Here is a 17250-nt window from a genome sequence, read left to right on the forward strand (position 1 = left end):
TATCTTGCTTAAAATAGTCGATCAACTAAAGCGTATCGACCTCAATTCGTAGGCTATCATGACGCCAATATTCGACATCATAGTCTAGAATTCGCCCATGTTGATCGTAGTTCAATCGTTGTAATAACAAGGCTGGGCGACCAACGGTAACGCCTAAAGCATTTGCGGCTTGAGGGGGCATCGCTGTGGGATAAAAAGATAAATGCATACTGGTGTATATCAAACCAAAATGTGTTTCATAAACTTCGGTTAAGCTGCCGTTAAGATCATGGCGTAGTAATTCAGGTACGCGGGCGGGTAAACAATGATTTTCGCAATAACACACTGCACGGTTATCCGCAAAACGGACGCGTGTGAGTAAATAAATTTGTTCAAAGGGTTGTAATTGTAGCGGTACCATTGCATCGGTAGGGACGGTTGCAACTCGACCATCAAGTAAGGTCGTTTTCGGTAATCGACCCTGCTCAAGACACAGTTTATGAAAATTGGTATTTTGAGTTGGATTTAACCACAACCGCTCAGGTGTAACGAACCAGCCGCGTCTTTCTGAGCGATAGATTGCTCCACTAGATTCTAATTGTGCCAAACTTTCGCGAATAGTGACTCTAGTGGTATTGAAAATAGTACAGAGTTCCCGTTCTGACGGCAATTTATCACCACTTTTTAGCGCCCCGTTTTGAATTCTTGCCTGTAGCTGCGCTTTGATTAGTAAGTATTGAGGCATCTCATCTGCGGATAGTTTCATAGATTCTCACAATTATTTTTTCTTGCCCATTATACATAGTTATATGAATTTTTTGTTGCATGGCTATTTTTCCTTTGACCTTTTAGTCAGCCTACCATCATTATAAGAGTAATCTGGTATAGACCAATGGTGGGTTTTTTAATGACAGTCAGTAACTATTTGCTTTTAACACCTGGGCCGCTCACAACTTCAAACACGGTTAAGAAGGCGATGTTGTTTGATAGTTGTACATGGGACGATGATTATAACCTCGATGTGGTGCAATCCATTCGTCAGCAGCTTGTTTCCCTTGCAACAACACAAACAGGTTATTCATCCGTCTTATTACAAGGCAGCGGCAGCTATGCGGTGGAAGCCGTTTTAGGCGGAGCCATCGGTTCACAAGATAAAATATTGATTATTAGCAATGGTGCCTATGGTGCGCGGATGGTTGAAATGGCGCAGCGTATGGGACTTCAACATACAGTATATGCATGTGATGAGGTCATGTTACCGGATATCGAAAAAATTGAGCAACGGTTACAGCAGGATAGCCAAATTACCCATATTGCGATGGTGCACTGTGAAACAACAACGGGGATCCTCAATCCAATTGAGAAAGTAGCGAGGCTCGCTCTGCGTTATCACAAGTGTTACATCGTGGATGCGATGAGTAGTTTTGGTGGCATTCCAATGGATATCGCCGCGCTGAATATTGATTTTTTGATTAGCTCGGCAAATAAGTGCATTCAAGGGGTGCCTGGATTTGCTTTTGTCATAGCGCGAACAGAAGAGCTCGAAAAATGTGAGGGGCGCTCTCGTTCTTTATCTTTAGATTTGCATGCACAATGGCGCTGCATGGAAGATTTTCAGGGTAAATGGCGTTTTACTTCCCCAACTCATACGGTATTGGCTTTTGCGCAAGCCTTACAGGAATTAGCGCAAGAAGGCGGGATAGCAGCACGTTACCAACGTTACCAACGCAATCAACTCAAATTGGTCGCCGGTATGAAAGCATTGGGGTTTAACACGTTATTGGAAGATGCTCTACATTCACCAATTATTACTGCTTTCTACTCGCCAAAAACAACAGATTATCAATTTAAAACATTTTATTTACGTTTGAAATCACAAGGTTTTGTTATCTACCCCGGAAAAGTATCTCAGCGTGATTGCTTTCGTATTGGCAATATTGGGGAAGTGTACGAAAACGATATTACCGCGTTATTAATCGCAATCGAAAACGCTATTGACTGGGAAAATAAGGACGAGAAATGAACCGAATTCAGGCTGTTATTCTTGATTGGGCAGGAACCACTGTTGATTTTGGTTCATTTGCCCCGACACAAATTTTTATTGAGGCATTTCATCGCGCATTTGATATTGATATTACGCTGGAACAAGCACGTATACCAATGGGCTTAGGGAAGTGGCAACATATTGAAGCATTAGGAAAGTTACCTGAAATAGATATTTGTTGGCAAAACAAATTTGGCCGTTCGATGAACAATGACGATATTGACGCTATTTATGCTACGTTTATGCCATTGCAAATAGCTAAAGTTGTTGATTTTTCGGCACCTATTTCGGGTGTGATTCAAACTATTGCAGCACTTCGTACTCAGGAAATAAAAATAGGTTCTTGTTCAGGATATCCAAGAGCGGTGATGGAAAAATTAGTGCCTGCCGCAGCGCGACTAGGTTATAGCCCTGATTATTGGGTAGCGAGTGATGATATACCGGCTGGTGGTAGGCCGGGGCCTTGGATGGCGCTACAGAATGTGATTGAGCTTAGTATTGATTCAGTCGCTTCATGTATTAAAGTGGATGATGCTGTACCGGGGATTGCTGAAGGACTCAATGCAGGAATGTGGAGTGTTGGAGTTGTGCTATCAGGCAATGAATTTGGTAAAACGTGGGATGAATACCAAACAATGCCCCATGATGCCATTTTAGAACTTCGCCAAAAAGCCGCTGCTAAGTTATTTGCCGCAGGTGCTCATTACGTTATTGATACATTAGCTGATTTGCCACAACTTATTGGTGTGATAAATGATCGGTTAGCCAAAGGCGAACGACCATAGATAATGGGCGGCCTAAGTAGGTGTTTTATTAAGTTAAACGCCTACTTGGCCTGAATATTATTACCTTGAATATCATTGTGCTAAATATGCTTGAGCTAAGCATAATTCAACGAAATATTAAAAACTGCCAACAGGTAACTCAGGTGCTAATGTTGCAACCATGACGGCTTTGATAGTATGAAGACGGTTTTCGGCTTGATCAAACACAATACTATAAGGCGATTCAAATACTTCTTCTGTCACTTCTAATCCACCGAACATATTGAATTCTTTTGCTAACTGCGCACCAAGGGTTGTGTCCTCGTTGTGAAATGCAGGTAAGCAATGCAAAAATTTCACGTTAGGATTACCGGTGAGTTTGATGACATCCATGTTGACTTGATAAGGCTTTAATAAATTAATACGCTGTGCCCAAACTTCTTTAGGTTCACCCATTGAAACCCATACATCAGTATAAATAAAGTCAGTATCTTTAACGCCTTGCGCGACGTCTTCCGTTAGCGTTATTTTTGCACCGGTTGTTTTGGCTATTTTTTGACAATCTTCAACCAGTTGCTCTTCTGGCCAACAGCTTTTGGGGGCGACTAAACGTAAGTCTAAGCCTGTGAGGGCTGCGGCTTCTAGCAATGAATTGCCCATGTTATTGCGCGCATCGCCGAGGTAAGCGAATTTAATTTCTGATAATGGTTTATTGGGTTGATGTTCCTGAATGGTAAGCAAGTCGGCTAATAACTGTGTGGGATGGAATTCGTTGGTTAGTCCATTCCATACAGGCACTCCCGAGTGCGTGGCTAAGGTTTCAACATTGTTTTGGCTGAATCCCCGATACTGAATACCGTCATACATCCGTCCAAGTACTCTCGCGGTGTCTTTCATGGTTTCTTTGTGGCCGATTTGGCTACCAGAAGGGCCGAGGTAAGTGACTTTAGCACCTTGGTCGAAAGCACCGACCTCGAAAGCGCAGCGAGTACGAGTCGAATCTTTTTCAAAAATGAGGGCGAAATTTTTACCCGTAAGGAGGGGTTGTTCAGTACCGGCTTTTTTTTGTGACTTTAACCAAGCGGATAGTTTTAAAAGTGAATTAATTTCGGTAGATGTAAAATCAAGTAACCTTAAAAAATGCCTACTATATAAGGGATTCATAAATACATGCCTTTTATTATTGAATTAATATTCAATTTATATCCATAAAAATTCAAAATCAACCCCTTATCAAAAAGAAATTGTTGTCATGGGTATGGTTTCACTGTCAACCCTATGGGAGAATGGCATAAGACAAGCGATTACGGAATAAGGGGTGTGACATGGTAGATAAAGCTGAACTAGAGGCACAGAACGAAGAAACTCGTTTAATTATTGAAGAGCTGCTCGAAGATGGTAGCGATCCTGATGCGCTGTATGCAATTGAGCATCACTTCTCAGCAGACGATTTTGCTTTACTTGAAAAAGCCGCCGTTGAAGCATTTAAACTCGGTTATGAAGTGACTGATGCAGAAGAGTTAGAAGTTGAAAACGGTATCACATTAATGTGTTGTGATGTTGTTAGTGAATCGCCATTAAAGGCAGAATTGATCGACGCGCAAGTTGACCAACTCATTAAGCTCGCTGAAAAAATGGGCGTTAATTATGATGGTTGGGGCACCTATTTTGAAGATCCAAACGGTGAAGATGATGAAGACGGTGATGATGAAGGTGATGAAGAGCCTGAAGATCGTATTCACTAAGTTTAATTTTCAGTGTTGTTGAATTAAAAAGGATAGCGAAATGCTATCCTTTTTTGTGTTGAAAATGTGTGTTTTACAATGTTTTTAACATTCTGATTTCACAGTCACCATGGCCAGTGTGACCTAGTGGCTCATCAATAAACTCAAAACCTAATTTCTCGTATAATTTAATTGCAGCTTGTAAATCTGCCGTTGTTTCTAAATAACAACGTGTATAGCCTTGTGCTTTGGCGAATTCTAACGACATTAGGACGATTTTCTTTGCCAGCCCTTTACCGCGCAGTGCCGAAGACAAATACATTTTCTGTAGTTCTACCGTTTTGCTATCACCACCTGCAAGTTGAGATATTCCACCGCCACCGACAATTTCACCCTGCATTTCAACAACCCAATATGCGCTACGAGGCTGGCTATAAACGTCATAAAGTGTATCTAAAATCGGGTCAGCGATCGCATAGCCTTTATCAGCAGTAAGTCCATGCTCCGCAGAAACTTTACGAATAATAGCGGCAATTCCAGCGTTATCACGTTGTTCAAGAAGGCGAATTTGGTAATTTTGAGTTGTGTCTGGTGTATTTATTGTCATATGAAACTCTTCATTATTATTGTGTATAACTCAGTGCAAAGAGAACCAGAAGGGAACTTCAATCTGAGAGTTGTGAAGGTAGTAAGTTGATAATGCTTGAATTAAGATGCAATAAAAAGCCCTGAGTAGCAAGCTAATCAGGGCGTTAATACTTATATGGAAAATTGATTACAAAGAGGCAATCGTCACTTTCTGTGCTTCAATTTTAGCTTTCGCTTCAATATTAACACCTAAACGCTCACGTTCTTTTTCAACAACGGCAGCAGGGGCGCGACTTACAAAACCTTCATTTGCCAGCTTGCTTTCGATTGATTCAATTTCTTTGGTGACTTTTTCCAGCTCTTTATCTAGGCGAGCGAGTTCAGCGTCTTTATCAACTAGACCTGCCATTGGAATTAATAGCTCAGCGCCATTAATCAATTTAGTGACAGAAACTGGCGCTTCTTCACCTTCAGATAATATGCGGATACTGGCTAACCGAGCCATAGATTGAATAAAGTTTTGGTTTTCAGCGATACGACGTTTAGCATCTTCAGATGCACCACGTAGTATTAATTCAAGTGGTTTACCCGGCGAAATATTCATTTCAGCACGAATATTACGTACCGCAATAATGGCTTCTTTAATCCACTCTAAATCACTTAATGCCAGTTCATCAACTTTTGCTGCATCAAATTCAGGGAAAGGCTGCAACATAATGGTATCGGCATCAATCCCTTTAACCACTTTAACACGCTGCCAAATGGTTTCGGTGATAAATGGAATGATAGGGTGAGCAAGACGCAATAGACCTTCAAGCACTTCAATCAGGGTAAAGCGTGCTGCGCGAACTTGAGCATCATTACCTTTATGAACCGCAGGTTTTGATAGCTCTAAATACCAGTCACAGAACTCATTCCATGTGAAATCATACAGAATATTTGCTGCGATATCATAACGATAAGTATCAAGCGCTTCACGATAAGATTTTATGGTTTGATTAAACTGCGCCATGATCCAACGATCGGCCAATGAGAAACTCATTTCGCCGCCATTTTGGCCGCAATCTTGATTTTCTGTATTCATCAACACAAAACGGCTCGCATTCCATAATTTATTACAGAAATTGCGGTAGCCTGATAGACGTTTCATATCCCAATTGATATCACGTCCGGTTGATGCAAGGGCAGCTAAAGTGAAGCGTAGGGCATCAGTACCATGAGCCTCAATACCTTCTGGGTACTCTTTTTGAGTACGTTTAGCAATTTTTTCAGCCAATTGTGGCTGCATCATATTGCCTGTACGCTTTTCGAGTAACGCTTCTAGCGAAATACCGTCAATCATATCCAGCGGGTCAATAACGTTCCCTTTGGATTTAGACATTTTTTGGCCTTCTTCATCGCGAATCAGACCTGTCATATAGACAGTTTTGAATGGAACTTGTGGCTCACCGTTTTCATCTTTGACGAAATGCATGGTCATCATGATCATGCGGGCAATCCAGAAGAAAATAATATCAAAGCCGCTGACTAATACATCAGTTGGATGGAAAGTTTTTAGTGCTTCGGTATTTTCTGGCCAGCCTTGAGTTGAGAACGTCCAAAGACCAGAGGAGAACCAAGTATCCAATACATCGTCATCTTGACGCAGGGCAATATCATCGCTGAGATTGTTTTCACGACGCACTTTAGCTTCATCGCGACCAACGTAGACGTTGCCTTTCTCATCATACCAAGCAGGGATACGGTGACCCCACCACAATTGGCGAGAAATACACCAATCTTGGATATCACGCATCCATGAAAAATACATATTTTCATATTGGCGAGGGACAAACTGAATGCGACCATCTTCAACCGCTTTGATTGCATCTTTAGCTAAAGGTGCAGTGCGAACATACCATTGGTCAGTTAGCATCGGCTCAATAACCACGCCACCACGGTCACCATAAGGCACAGTTAAATCGTGTGGTTTAACTTCAATCAGTAGACCAGATTGCTCAAACGCAGCGACAATCGCTTTACGGGCAGCAAAACGCTCTACACCACGGTAAGCTTCTGGGATTTCACAACTGAAGGCCGTTGATGGGTTACCATTGGTATCGAACACTTCCGCTTCACTGCGAATGTTGCCATCGAGATCCATGATGTTAATCATGGTTAACTGGTGGCGTTTACCGACTTCATAGTCATTAAAGTCGTGAGCAGGTGTGATTTTCACACAACCTGTTCCTTTTTCCATATCAGCGTGTTCATCACCAATAATTGGGATACGACGATTAACGATTGGCAGAATAATATCTTTGCCAATTAAATCTTTGTAGCGAGGATCTTCTGGGTTTACGGCAACAGCAGTATCACCGAGCATGGTTTCTGGGCGCGTGGTCGCGACGACTAAGTAGTCATTGCCTTCAGCCGTTTTTTCACCATCTGCTAGTGGGTAGCGTAAATGCCAGATTGAACCTTTGATATCGCGGTTCTCAACTTCGAGATCTGAAATTGCAGTGTGCAGTTTTGGATCCCAGTTAACGAGGCGCTTACCACGATAAATTAAATTTTCTTTGTACATACGAACGAAAGCTTCTTTAACTGCTTTAGATAAGCCCTCATCCATCGTAAAACGTTCGCGATCCCAGTCAACTGAATCGCCTAGGCGACGCATTTGTTGAGAAATAGTACCGCCTGATTCTGCTTTCCATTGCCAAATTTTATCAATGAACTGATCGCGGCCGTAGTCATAACGCGTTTTGCCTTCTTCAGCTGCAATTTTACGCTCAACTACCATTTGAGTCGCGATACCCGCATGGTCTGTTCCTGTTTGCCATAAGGTATTTTTACCTTGCATACGTTGGTAACGGATCATGGTATCCATGATAGTTTGCTGGAAGGCATGGCCCATGTGCAGGCTACCGGTGACGTTCGGTGGCGGAATAACGACACAGAAGCTCTCTTGGCTAGTATCACCATGAGGTTTAAAATAGCCATTTTTCTCCCACTGAGCGTAAAGTGACTGCTCAATCTCGGTAGGATTATAGGTTTTATCGAGGGAAGGCTCGTTTATTGTGTTTTCTGGTTTATTTTCCATCATTTCGTATTCAGTAAGTTGGCGGTGCGGCCATAGTCAAATTGAAGCCGACGCTACGGTAGATTTTATACCGCTCACGCGCCAACTGTTTTAAAGTTTCTTCGATAGGGACGAAGTCTATCACTTCATGGAATGCGGTGGCAAAATCTGCAAACTGATTTTGTAAATTAATCAGTATATCTCGAGGTGTATTGCCCCTTTTAGCGGGCCAACAAATCTCAACGGGTGCGCCATAGCGGGGCCCTTCACCTGCAAGATTATGAGGCACAAATTGATTCGGCTCTCTTTGCCAGAGTGCTTCATCTATTTTTTCGGCCTGTTGCGCAGTTTCACACGCAATTAAAACACGTTTCCCATTGCGCCACATTTGCGCCGCAAGTTGACAAGTCAGCCATTCATGGGCTTCTAACTCGGCCTGTGGAGACGGTTGTTCTAGTAAATAAAAAGTGCCGTTCTTCATCATATACCCGTCATACTTCGTGCCGCAGAATTGTTGACTACGTTCATTTGCACTAGTCACATACTGATGAGCGTCTCATTTTTAAACACGACAAGTTTAATTGGTGATTTGCTGTGCATCAATTTGCAAGAGCGGCTATTACCGTAAGATTGGTGAATTATAACCTGTTTTGCAGCAGCCGCAAAATCGGTTGATGGTTGCTCAAATTATATTGAACTTGATTTGATATCGCTAAAAAATAATATCCCGAATCACAGAGATAGGTGATTCGGGATTGATTTAGTTTCTACCTAATTTAAAGGAAGAAAATTAGCTCAGACTAATCATCACCATTTAGGCCTGCGCGGTTCAGTAGAAACTGTGCCAGCATAGATACAGGACGGCCTGTCGCGCCTTTTGCTTTACCTGAACGCCAAGCAGTACCGGCGATATCCAAGTGAGCCCAATTATACTTCGTTGCAAAGCGAGAAAGGAAACAGCCTGCGGTAATTGCACCCGCTGGACGGCCACCGGTGTTCGCTAAATCAGCAAAGTTAGGCGTTATCTGATCAAAATACTCATCCGCTAATGGTAAACGCCAAGCACGGTCACCCGCTTGCTCTGATGCATTAAGCAATTCATGCGCGAGTGGATTATGGTTCGACATCAATCCCGTATAGTGGCTACCTAACGCGATAACACAAGCACCTGTTAAGGTCGCGATATCAATAACTAGCTCAGGTTCGAAACGTTCAACGTAAGTGAGGGCATCACATAACACTAAACGACCTTCGGCATCGGTATTTAGTACTTCAACCGTTTGACCTGACATCGTCGTTAAAATATCACCCGGACGATATGCTTTACCGCCAGGCATGTTTTCACAACCTGCTAAGATACCAACGACATTGATAGGTAACTGTAATTCGGTGATAAAACGCATCACGCCATAAACCGATGCCGCGCCACACATGTCATATTTCATTTCATCCATGCCATCGGCAGGTTTGATTGAAATACCACCTGAGTCAAAGGTCAAACCTTTGCCCAATAACACAATAGGCTTAGTATCTGGGTCTGGATTGCCTTTATATTCCATAATCGACATCAGTGATTCGTTTTGTGAACCCTGACCGACGGCAAGATAGGCATTCATACCTAAATCTTTCATTTGCTCTTCACCGATAACACGGGTGGTGAGCTTGTTATCTGAAATATCAGCTAATTGGCGAGCTTGTGATGCTAAATAACCAGCGTTACAGATATTTGGCGGCATATTACTCAAGTCTTTTGCTGCTTTAACGCCAGAGGCGATAGCGAGGCCATGAGAAATTGCACGTTCACCGCTAGTCAATTCACGACGCGTTGGTACATTGAAGACCAATTTACGCAGTGGACGGCGATGTTCTGTTTTGTTACTTTTCAGTTGATCAAAGACGTAGAGTGACTCTTTTGCCGTTTCTACCGCTTGGCGAACTTTCCAGTAATTGTTGCGACCTTTAACATGCAGCTCAGTTAAGAAACAAACTGCTTCCATTGAGCCGGTTTCATTCAGAGTACTAATTGTTTTCTGAATAATTTGTTTAAATTGACGCTCATCTAATTCACGCTCTTTACCGCAACCGATAAGGAGAATGCGTTCAGATAGAACATTAGGTACATGATGGAGTAGCAGGGATTGCCCTACTTTACCTTCAAGTTCCCCGCGGCGCAGCAGGGCGCTGATATATCCGTCACTAATTTTGTCCAGCTGTTCAGCTATAGGGGACAGACGGCGTGGTTCAAAGACTCCGACAACAATACATGCGCTGCGTTGTTTTTCCGGGCTACCACTTTTTACACTAAACTCCATGCGTTCTCCTGAATCTTAAAGACAAAGGCCAATGCGCTCGTTAGAATTAACGTTTCGCATGATCTACCTCATAGAGAGTGAACTCTTTATGTTAAACTGCGTGAACATCTGGTTTTTTACTAAAATTAAGCATGTTCTGATTTGTCTATCAGTATAGAGAATGCTTTTATATCATTCTAGCCTTACAATAAACCAGAGTATATGTTAGTAAATGGCAGACATGAAACGAACTTAGCCATTTTCTACCCAAAAGACAAGTTTTCACAGGCGTAATAAGCGTGATAATTATTAGATATTTGGTACGAGAAACCCTGAAAAGTCAATTAGCGATACTTTTTGTGCTGATGTTGATCTTTTTTAGTCAAAAGTCCATCGATATTCTCGGTGCGGCGGTACAGGGTAATATTCCATCAAACTTAGTACTTCCTTTGCTAGGGTTAGGTGTGCCTGAAATGGCGCAATTGATCCTGCCCTTGAGCCTATTTCTTGGGCTATTAATGACATACAGTCGACTTTACACTGAAAGCGAAATCACGGTGATGCATGCCTGTGGTCTTGGTAAAGATGTATTGGTGAAAGCAGCACTAGTACTCGCAACCCTCACGGCACTCGTTGCTATCGGTAATATTACCTGGATGTTGCCTTGGTCATCTCAATATCAAGAACAGGTATTAGCGGATGCAAAAGCTAACCCAGGCCTCGCGGCGATGGTGGAAGGGCAATTTAAAACCACCAAAGATGGTAATTTTGTGTTGTATATTGGGGATGTTAAAGGAAATAATTTTCAACATGTTTTCTTAGCCCAATTACGTGCTGCCAATGAACAGCGACCATCTGTCGTTGTGGCAGATAGCGGCTATATGAAAGAAGACCAAGAAGGTCGTCAAGTCGTCGTTCTCAATGAAGGCACTCGTTACGAGGGCACTGCATTATTACGCGATTTTCGAATTACTGATTTTGTGAACTATCAGGCGGTTGTTGACCATAAATCCACCGAAGCCCGTCAGGATAGAGTTGAACAAAAAAATATGTTGCAGCTGTGGAAAGAGAACACGCCTGACGTCAATGCTGAGTTCCACTGGCGCTTAACCATTGTTTTCTCCGTGGTGGTAATGGCCTTGATGGTGGTGCCGTTAAGTGAAGTGAATCCTCGCCAAGGCCGTGTATTGAGCATGCTACCGGCAATGCTTTTGTACCTAATATTCTTCTTGTTGCAAAGTACGCTCCGCAATAGCGCAAGTAAAGATGACATTGACCCTAAATATGCGATGTGGATAGTCAATTTTGGCTATTTAGCCTTAGCGATAGTCTTAAATATGTGGAATACATTGCCAATGCGCCGTATACGCGTCAAATTTAGTAAAGGGGTAGCCTGATGTTTGGTGTTTTAGATAGATATATCGGTCGAACCATCCTAAATTCTATTCTGATGACGCTATTTTTATTGGTTTCCCTTGCGGGGATCATCAAGTTTGTCGAACAATTACGTAAAGTCGGTGATGGTGATTATACCGCGCTTAGCGCAGGGGTTTTTACCTTACTAACGGTACCGAAAGATATCGATATCTTTTTTCCTATGGCGGCGCTGCTTGGTGCATTAATGGGGCTTGGTGCTCTCGCTTCGCGTAGTGAACTGGTGGTGATGCAAGCTTCTGGCTTTACCCGTTTACAGATAGCGCTTTCCGTGATGAAAACCGCTGTTCCACTAGTTATTATTGCAATGTTTATTGGTGAATGGATAGCGCCAGCAGGCGAGCAATGGGCTAGAAATTATCGCGCTGAAAAGATTGTGGGTAATTCATTGGTGGTGACGGACGAAGGTATGTGGGCGAAGGATGGTCGTGATTTCATTCACATTCAGCGCATCAATAATTCCACTTCAATTCAAGATGTTTCTATTTATCGCTTTAATGAGCAACAAAAACTGCAATCTGTGATGTTTGCCTCGAGTGGCACTTACGATACTGCAAATCAATTTTGGGTTTTATCGCAAGTCGATGAATCAATATTAAGCAGTGAAAAGAAAATCAATGGTTCCCAACGTTTAACCGTTGATTGGAAAACCAATTTAACGCCTGAGAAATTAGGAATAGTTTCACTTAATGCGGATTCGCTTTCTATTCGTGGCCTGTATCAATACGTCTCTTATTTAAAAGAGAGTGGTCAGGTAGCTGCGGTATATCAGCTCAGTATGTGGAAAAAAATATTAGCGCCACTGTCTGCGGCGGTCATGATGTTGATGGCGGTTTCGTTCATCTTTGGGCCATTACGTACCGTGCCAATGGGCGTTCGCGTCATTTCAGGTATTGTGGGGGGCTTCTTGTTTTATGTGCTCAATGAAGGGTTTGGTAACTGGAGTTTAGTCTATTCCGTGCCTCCGATTATTGCTGCGGCATTGCCGAGTCTATTATTCCTAGCGGTGAGTATTGTCTTGTTGGTGAAACGAAAATAAAACAGTATTAATCTCGATAAAAAGGGCGGTGGAGTCGAATGAACTCACCGCCTTTTTTATCTACATGTATATTATTTGCCGAAGATAAAATTACCCATACTACAGAGTACGGCTTTAATTTTTCCTTGTGGCTGAAAAAATACTTGTTGGGTTGTGTTTTCCTCTTTGTCTTTGCCGCTTCTTTCACCTTTAATTCCTATCACACAGCTTTTAGTTTTATTCGCCATCCTTTGTGCGTAAGAAAACAATTTCCCATTTGCGCTGTATGAGTTATTAAGATAATAGGCGTTCTTTCTTATTTTTTCGGCAAACTGTTTGTTCGCTTCTTGTCGAGTGATAGCAACCAATTCTTTATATTCATCGGTCTCTTTATAGTTCGGGTTCTTGTAGGTTTCATTAGTTAGTCTTGAAAGATCAATGCTGACATATTCAGATTTTTCAGGATATGGGTACATTTTATGGTGACCGCGTACCGCTGTTAATTGCTGACTAAATGCAGAGATAACTCCACTTTTAGCTGGATATAAGCGCAATATGTGAAAAGAAAATAATGGTGGTAATTTCATCTTAGTCCCTGCTTATGATTACAAACGGTTGGGTCTAAGAATAGCGGTTGATATGATTAAATAATTGCAAAAAAGCAGTTTCTGCTCGAGAAACTGCCTGAATTTATCAGGCAGTTGTTGCGATCAGTGTGAGAACACGAACAAAGCCGCGTTTTAAGATTGGGGTATAACTCGCCAGTGCGTTAACTGCGTCGGCGGTACCCTTTCAATGTTTTCCATACGCATGGTTCGATGATAACGAAGCAACTAGTTCGTTAACACCAATCGTTAGTTTACTGAATTTGCTGCTTTCTTTGCGGGTCATCACGACAAAAATACCAATATTCTGTTGTGGGATCATCGCCATATAAGAGTTAAAACCACCGCCACCGCCGGTTTTTTGATATATACCCGGGATACCGTTTTTAGGCTTCATATAAACCCAGCCGAGCCCTAATCCATCGGCTTGGCCAGCAACATCCATCCCTTTTATGTCTATTAATTTATTTCGAGGGAAATAAATACCTTGTTCACGCGCGGCCGTTGATTTTCTTAAGCTGCTATCTGTGGATAAAAATTGTTGCATCCACTTTTGCATATCTGCAGGTGTTGAATACACACCACCACTGCCTGCCGCTGCGAGGGTATTGTGACAAGGGCTTGGCTTGGTGCCTTCCATTAATCGGGCACATTGCGCATTACTTGGCGTATAAGTGGTTTCCGTCATTTTGGCAGGTGAAGTGACATAGCGACTAAATAATTGTGGATAGGATTGTCCAGATGCTTTGATCATCGCATCTGCAAGCAGGTCATAGGCTAGGTTTGAATAAGACGCTTCAGTACCCGGCGTCGCATCGAGTTTTCCCGTTCTTAGCCATGTCCAACGATTATCTTGGGTCGGCCAAATAAACACAGGGCGCCCCCATTTCCCCCCAGGCTGCTCCCGAGGAAGCCCACTGGTGTGGCTCGCTAAATGGTAAAGACGAATAGGTTGTCCACTATTGTTGTCCGGTACAGTAACGCCGTTGTAGCTATATTGCTGAAGAGGGTCAGTAATTAACAGTTTTTTATCTTGTTCTAGTTTAATTAATATTTCGCTTGTCATTAATTTAGAAACAGAAGCAATGCGAATCAATGAATTCGGCCCTGGTTTTTTGCCATTACCGGGCGCTGTTTCGCCATAATAACGAGTCAGGACTTGGTTATTATCAATAACCACAATAGCCATGCCGCGCGCATCGCTTTCATTAAAAATACGATTTGCGTAAAGGTCGACAATCTTAGCGACACGTTCATACGTCCGTCTATCTCCCTCAAAAACTTGCCAGTCAGGGGATGTAACATCATTACCTTGCAGAAACTTTGGTTGTTTTTCTGTCGGGGTAGAACAGGCCATCAAGGCGAGAGACAGTGCTGATACTGACAATATTTTTAAAAACGATTTCTTCATGTTAGAAGCCAGCCGATATGATTGTTTGCAAATGACTTTTCAGCCAATATTATTTTTTCTTAGCGAAAATTTTCATTATGACGCCAATTAAGATGCCAATAACGATACCTATTGCTATCCACCCAACAAAACCCATGATGATGCCTTAAATATTTGTGCAAGATTGCGGATAAACTAACAAAATTTACGCTTTGCTGCCAGCCATCAGTGTCCTGCGGTGATTAAAATAGTTAGTACAAAACTCACAATAATTATCTATTCATAAATAAACAAAAAAGTCATACCCGATATGTTTCATGTGGCATGAGTGTTTTTGATGTTTAGTGTTGAAAATTATTTAGTTACTGTAGTTTCAGAAAATATAGGACTAGGACATATTTTTTTGGACATAGTTTCACTGCAAATCGATAAGTCGCTTGAATTATTTTAGGGATATTGCACTCTTTTCATCTTTATTTATGGAATATGCTTTTTTTTTAATCGAACAATCTGAATCTTCAAGATAAATGTTGCCAGAGCGCGTGAGGCAAGTATAATGACGGCGTTTCCCAAGAAACACATCACTTCAGTGCCGGAGTGGCGGAATTGGTAGACGCAGTTGATTCAAAATCAACCGCCTTCGGGTGTGCCGGTTCGATTCCGGCCTTCGGCACCATAAGAACATCAAGAGACGTCAACGGACGTCTTTTTTTGTATCTGAAATCCCAGTTTTACAAGGCTTTTCCCCACTTTTCAGTCTTCCCAAGTATACTAAGGTCAACCCACATCAAGTACCTACTGTTGGTATATGTGTTGGTATCTCTCGATTCGATAATAGTTTGTACCAACAGAAGGAGATAAATCATGGCTCTTACTGATGCTAAAGTCAGGGCTGCCAAGCCTCTGGATAAATCGTATAAATTGACCGATGGTGATGGTATGCACTTGATGGTACATACCAACGGCTCAAAATATTGGCGTTTACAGTATCGTTTTGGCGGTAAGCAAAAAATGTTAGCGCTGGGTGTTTATCCTGACATCTCGCTTGCAGAAGCCAGAGAGAAAAGAGATGCGGCCAGAAAGTTAATAGCGAATGGTTTTGATCCCAGTGAAAAACGCAAAGAAGTGAAAGAAGAGCAACAAAAGGAATTTAATACCTTTGAGAAAGTTGCTCGTGATTGGCATGGGACCAATAAGAAGTGGTCGGAAGGGCATAGCCATCGAGTCCTCAAAAGCCTTGAGGACAATATCTTTACCGCTATTGGTAAACGTAATATTGCTGAACTAAAAACTCGTGATCTACTCGAGCCGATTAAAGCCGTGGAGATGTCTAGACGTCTTGAGGTCGCGGCACGTTTACAGCAACGTGTGACTGCCATTATGCGCTATGCCGTACAAAGCGGTTTAATCGACTATAACCCCGCGCAAGATATGGCGGGTGCTGTTGCCACAGGTAAACGAGTCCATAGAGCCGCTTTAGAACTCAAACGTCTACCTGAGTTCTTACAACGCATCGATGATTATAAGGGAAGACCTTTAACTAAACTTGCCGTCAAACTTACTTTGTTAGTCTTCATTCGTTCCAGTGAACTGCGTTTTGCTCGTTGGGATGAAATCGATTTTGAAAATGCCATGTGGACGATCCCCGCTGAACGCGAAGCGATAGAAGGGGTTAAACACTCCCATCGTGGATCAAAAATGCGTACTCCTCATTTAGTCCCTTTAAGCCGACAAGCCATTGAGATCTTAAAACAGATTTATCAATTCAGCGGTAACCACGAACTAATCTTTATCGGCGATCATAATCCAAGAAAGCCAATGAGTGAAAACACGGTTAATAATGCATTACGTGTGATGGGCTATGACACTAAGACGGAAGTTTGTGGACATGGTTTCAGAACGATGGCGTGTAGCTCGTTGATTGAATCGGGGCTATGGTCGAAGGATGCAGTAGAAAGGCAAATGAGCCACCAAGAACGTAACTCGGTAAGGGCTGCTTATATTCACAAAGCAGAGCATATTGAAGAAAGGCGGCTGATGGTGCAATGGTGGGCTGATTATCTGGATGCAAATAGGGAAGGGCATGTGGGGGCGTTTGGGTTTGGGAAGTGATACTAGAGTGTAGGTACAGCTAAATTATGTAATTTTTGGATGAACCTTAGTAATAATTGAAATATAGAGTATATGGTTATGTAAAATATAGCCCTTTTAGGTATATACCTAAAAGGGCTGGTTTAACCAGTACTTAGTTGTACTAATTCAAACTTAACCTGACTAGCATATAATTAAGCCTATCAGTCTACTTTGAGCAAAGAACAGAATTAGCTTAGTTAGTCTTCTACAATGGAAGGA

At 42.3% G+C, this 17250-nt stretch carries 14 protein-coding genes and 1 tRNA gene; 7 read left to right on the forward strand and 8 right to left on the reverse strand.

The window, feature by feature from the left end:
- Nucleotides 1–25: 25 nt before the first annotated feature.
- Complete coding sequence (gene phnR, locus AAZR93_RS09970; protein ID WP_294104114.1) at nucleotides 26–745, reverse strand: phosphonate utilization transcriptional regulator PhnR; 720 nt, start codon at nucleotides 743–745, stop codon at nucleotides 26–28.
- Between the two features lie 141 nt (nucleotides 746–886).
- On the opposite strand from phnR, the gene phnW reads away from it, so the two are divergent.
- Entirely contained in the window at nucleotides 887–2002 is a 1116-nt protein-coding gene (phnW, locus tag AAZR93_RS09975; RefSeq protein WP_434719723.1) for a 2-aminoethylphosphonate--pyruvate transaminase, read from the forward strand.
- Nucleotides 1999–2808, forward strand: coding sequence for a phosphonoacetaldehyde hydrolase (gene phnX, locus AAZR93_RS09980; protein ID WP_434719724.1), 810 nt, complete (start codon nucleotides 1999–2001; stop codon nucleotides 2806–2808). Before phnW ends, phnX begins: the two co-directional genes overlap by 4 nt.
- A 117-nt stretch (nucleotides 2809–2925) precedes the next feature.
- Here phnX and argF read toward each other — a convergent pair whose 3' ends face one another.
- Complete coding sequence (gene argF / locus AAZR93_RS09985) at nucleotides 2926–3951, reverse strand: ornithine carbamoyltransferase (protein WP_434719725.1); 1026 nt, start codon at nucleotides 3949–3951, stop codon at nucleotides 2926–2928.
- A gap of 161 nt (nucleotides 3952–4112) precedes the next feature.
- Here argF and rraB point away from each other — a divergent pair, with 161 nt between their 5' ends.
- Nucleotides 4113–4532 (forward strand): ribonuclease E inhibitor RraB, encoded by a 420-nt coding sequence (gene rraB, locus AAZR93_RS09990; protein WP_294104108.1) that lies wholly within the window; start codon nucleotides 4113–4115, stop codon nucleotides 4530–4532.
- Between the two features lie 73 nt (nucleotides 4533–4605).
- Here the strand turns inward: rraB and AAZR93_RS09995 are convergent, their stop codons facing one another.
- From AAZR93_RS09995 to pepA, 4 genes are all read right to left on the reverse strand, one after another.
- Entirely contained in the window at nucleotides 4606–5118 is a 513-nt protein-coding gene (locus AAZR93_RS09995; protein WP_434719726.1) for a GNAT family N-acetyltransferase, read from the reverse strand.
- 168 nt (nucleotides 5119–5286) lie between these two features.
- Nucleotides 5287–8181: a valine--tRNA ligase gene (locus AAZR93_RS10000; protein ID WP_434719983.1), complete on the reverse strand. Its 2895-nt coding sequence runs from the start codon at nucleotides 8179–8181 to the stop codon at nucleotides 5287–5289.
- 10 nt (nucleotides 8182–8191) lie between these two features.
- Nucleotides 8192–8641, reverse strand: coding sequence for a DNA polymerase III subunit chi (locus AAZR93_RS10005; RefSeq protein ID WP_336429301.1), 450 nt, complete (start codon nucleotides 8639–8641; stop codon nucleotides 8192–8194).
- 319 nt (nucleotides 8642–8960) lie between these two features.
- A complete protein-coding gene (gene pepA, locus AAZR93_RS10010; RefSeq protein WP_294104102.1) occupies nucleotides 8961–10472 on the reverse strand; it encodes a leucyl aminopeptidase in 1512 nt (503 codons plus the stop codon).
- A gap of 278 nt (nucleotides 10473–10750) precedes the next feature.
- Here pepA and lptF point away from each other — a divergent pair, with 278 nt between their 5' ends.
- On the forward strand, nucleotides 10751–11848 hold the full coding sequence (gene lptF / locus AAZR93_RS10015) for an LPS export ABC transporter permease LptF (RefSeq protein ID WP_336429297.1): 1098 nt from the start codon (nucleotides 10751–10753) through the stop codon (nucleotides 11846–11848).
- Nucleotides 11848–12924, forward strand: coding sequence for an LPS export ABC transporter permease LptG (gene lptG, locus AAZR93_RS10020; protein ID WP_294104097.1), 1077 nt, complete (start codon nucleotides 11848–11850; stop codon nucleotides 12922–12924). Before lptF ends, lptG begins: the two co-directional genes overlap by 1 nt.
- Before the next feature lie 71 nt (nucleotides 12925–12995).
- On the opposite strand, the gene AAZR93_RS10025 is transcribed toward lptG, so the two are convergent.
- Both AAZR93_RS10025 and ampH read right to left on the reverse strand, forming a co-directional pair.
- A complete protein-coding gene (locus AAZR93_RS10025; protein WP_294104095.1) occupies nucleotides 12996–13490 on the reverse strand; it encodes a hypothetical protein in 495 nt (164 codons plus the stop codon).
- 205 nt (nucleotides 13491–13695) lie between these two features.
- Nucleotides 13696–14919 (reverse strand): D-alanyl-D-alanine-carboxypeptidase/endopeptidase AmpH, encoded by a 1224-nt coding sequence (gene ampH / locus AAZR93_RS10030; protein ID WP_434719727.1) that lies wholly within the window; start codon nucleotides 14917–14919, stop codon nucleotides 13696–13698.
- Between the two features lie 570 nt (nucleotides 14920–15489).
- On the opposite strand from ampH, the gene AAZR93_RS10035 reads away from it, so the two are divergent.
- Nucleotides 15490–15574, forward strand: a tRNA-Leu gene (locus AAZR93_RS10035).
- A 188-nt stretch (nucleotides 15575–15762) separates the two neighbouring features.
- Nucleotides 15763–17010, forward strand: coding sequence for a tyrosine-type recombinase/integrase (locus AAZR93_RS10040; RefSeq protein WP_434719728.1), 1248 nt, complete (start codon nucleotides 15763–15765; stop codon nucleotides 17008–17010).
- The last annotated feature ends 240 nt before the right edge of the window (nucleotides 17011–17250 follow it).

It is taken from the genome of Providencia sp. Je.9.19 (genome assembly GCF_051129765.1).
Lineage (GTDB): Bacteria > Pseudomonadota > Gammaproteobacteria > Enterobacterales > Enterobacteriaceae > Providencia.

What these genes read in the sequence shown, in the direction of transcription:
- phnR (WP_294104114.1), bottom strand. Translation starts at nt 745, where the DNA reads ATGAAACTATCCGCAGATGAGATGCCTCAATACTTACTAATCAAAGCG.
- phnW (WP_434719723.1), top strand. Translation starts at nt 887, where the DNA reads ATGACAGTCAGTAACTATTTGCTTTTAACACCTGGGCCGCTCACAACT.
- phnX (WP_434719724.1), top strand. Translation starts at nt 1,999, where the DNA reads ATGAACCGAATTCAGGCTGTTATTCTTGATTGGGCAGGAACCACTGTT.
- argF (WP_434719725.1), bottom strand. Translation starts at nt 3,951, where the DNA reads ATGAATCCCTTATATAGTAGGCATTTTTTAAGGTTACTTGATTTTACA.
- rraB (WP_294104108.1), top strand. Translation starts at nt 4,113, where the DNA reads ATGGTAGATAAAGCTGAACTAGAGGCACAGAACGAAGAAACTCGTTTA.
- AAZR93_RS09995 (WP_434719726.1), bottom strand. Translation starts at nt 5,118, where the DNA reads ATGACAATAAATACACCAGACACAACTCAAAATTACCAAATTCGCCTT.
- AAZR93_RS10000 (WP_434719983.1), bottom strand. Translation starts at nt 8,181, where the DNA reads ATGGAAAATAAACCAGAAAACACAATAAACGAGCCTTCCCTCGATAAA.
- AAZR93_RS10005 (WP_336429301.1), bottom strand. Translation starts at nt 8,641, where the DNA reads ATGAAGAACGGCACTTTTTATTTACTAGAACAACCGTCTCCACAGGCC.
- pepA (WP_294104102.1), bottom strand. Translation starts at nt 10,472, where the DNA reads ATGGAGTTTAGTGTAAAAAGTGGTAGCCCGGAAAAACAACGCAGCGCA.
- lptG (WP_294104097.1), top strand. Translation starts at nt 11,848, where the DNA reads ATGTTTGGTGTTTTAGATAGATATATCGGTCGAACCATCCTAAATTCT.
- AAZR93_RS10025 (WP_294104095.1), bottom strand. Translation starts at nt 13,490, where the DNA reads ATGAAATTACCACCATTATTTTCTTTTCACATATTGCGCTTATATCCA.
- ampH (WP_434719727.1), bottom strand. Translation starts at nt 14,919, where the DNA reads ATGAAGAAATCGTTTTTAAAAATATTGTCAGTATCAGCACTGTCTCTC.
- AAZR93_RS10040 (WP_434719728.1), top strand. Translation starts at nt 15,763, where the DNA reads ATGGCTCTTACTGATGCTAAAGTCAGGGCTGCCAAGCCTCTGGATAAA.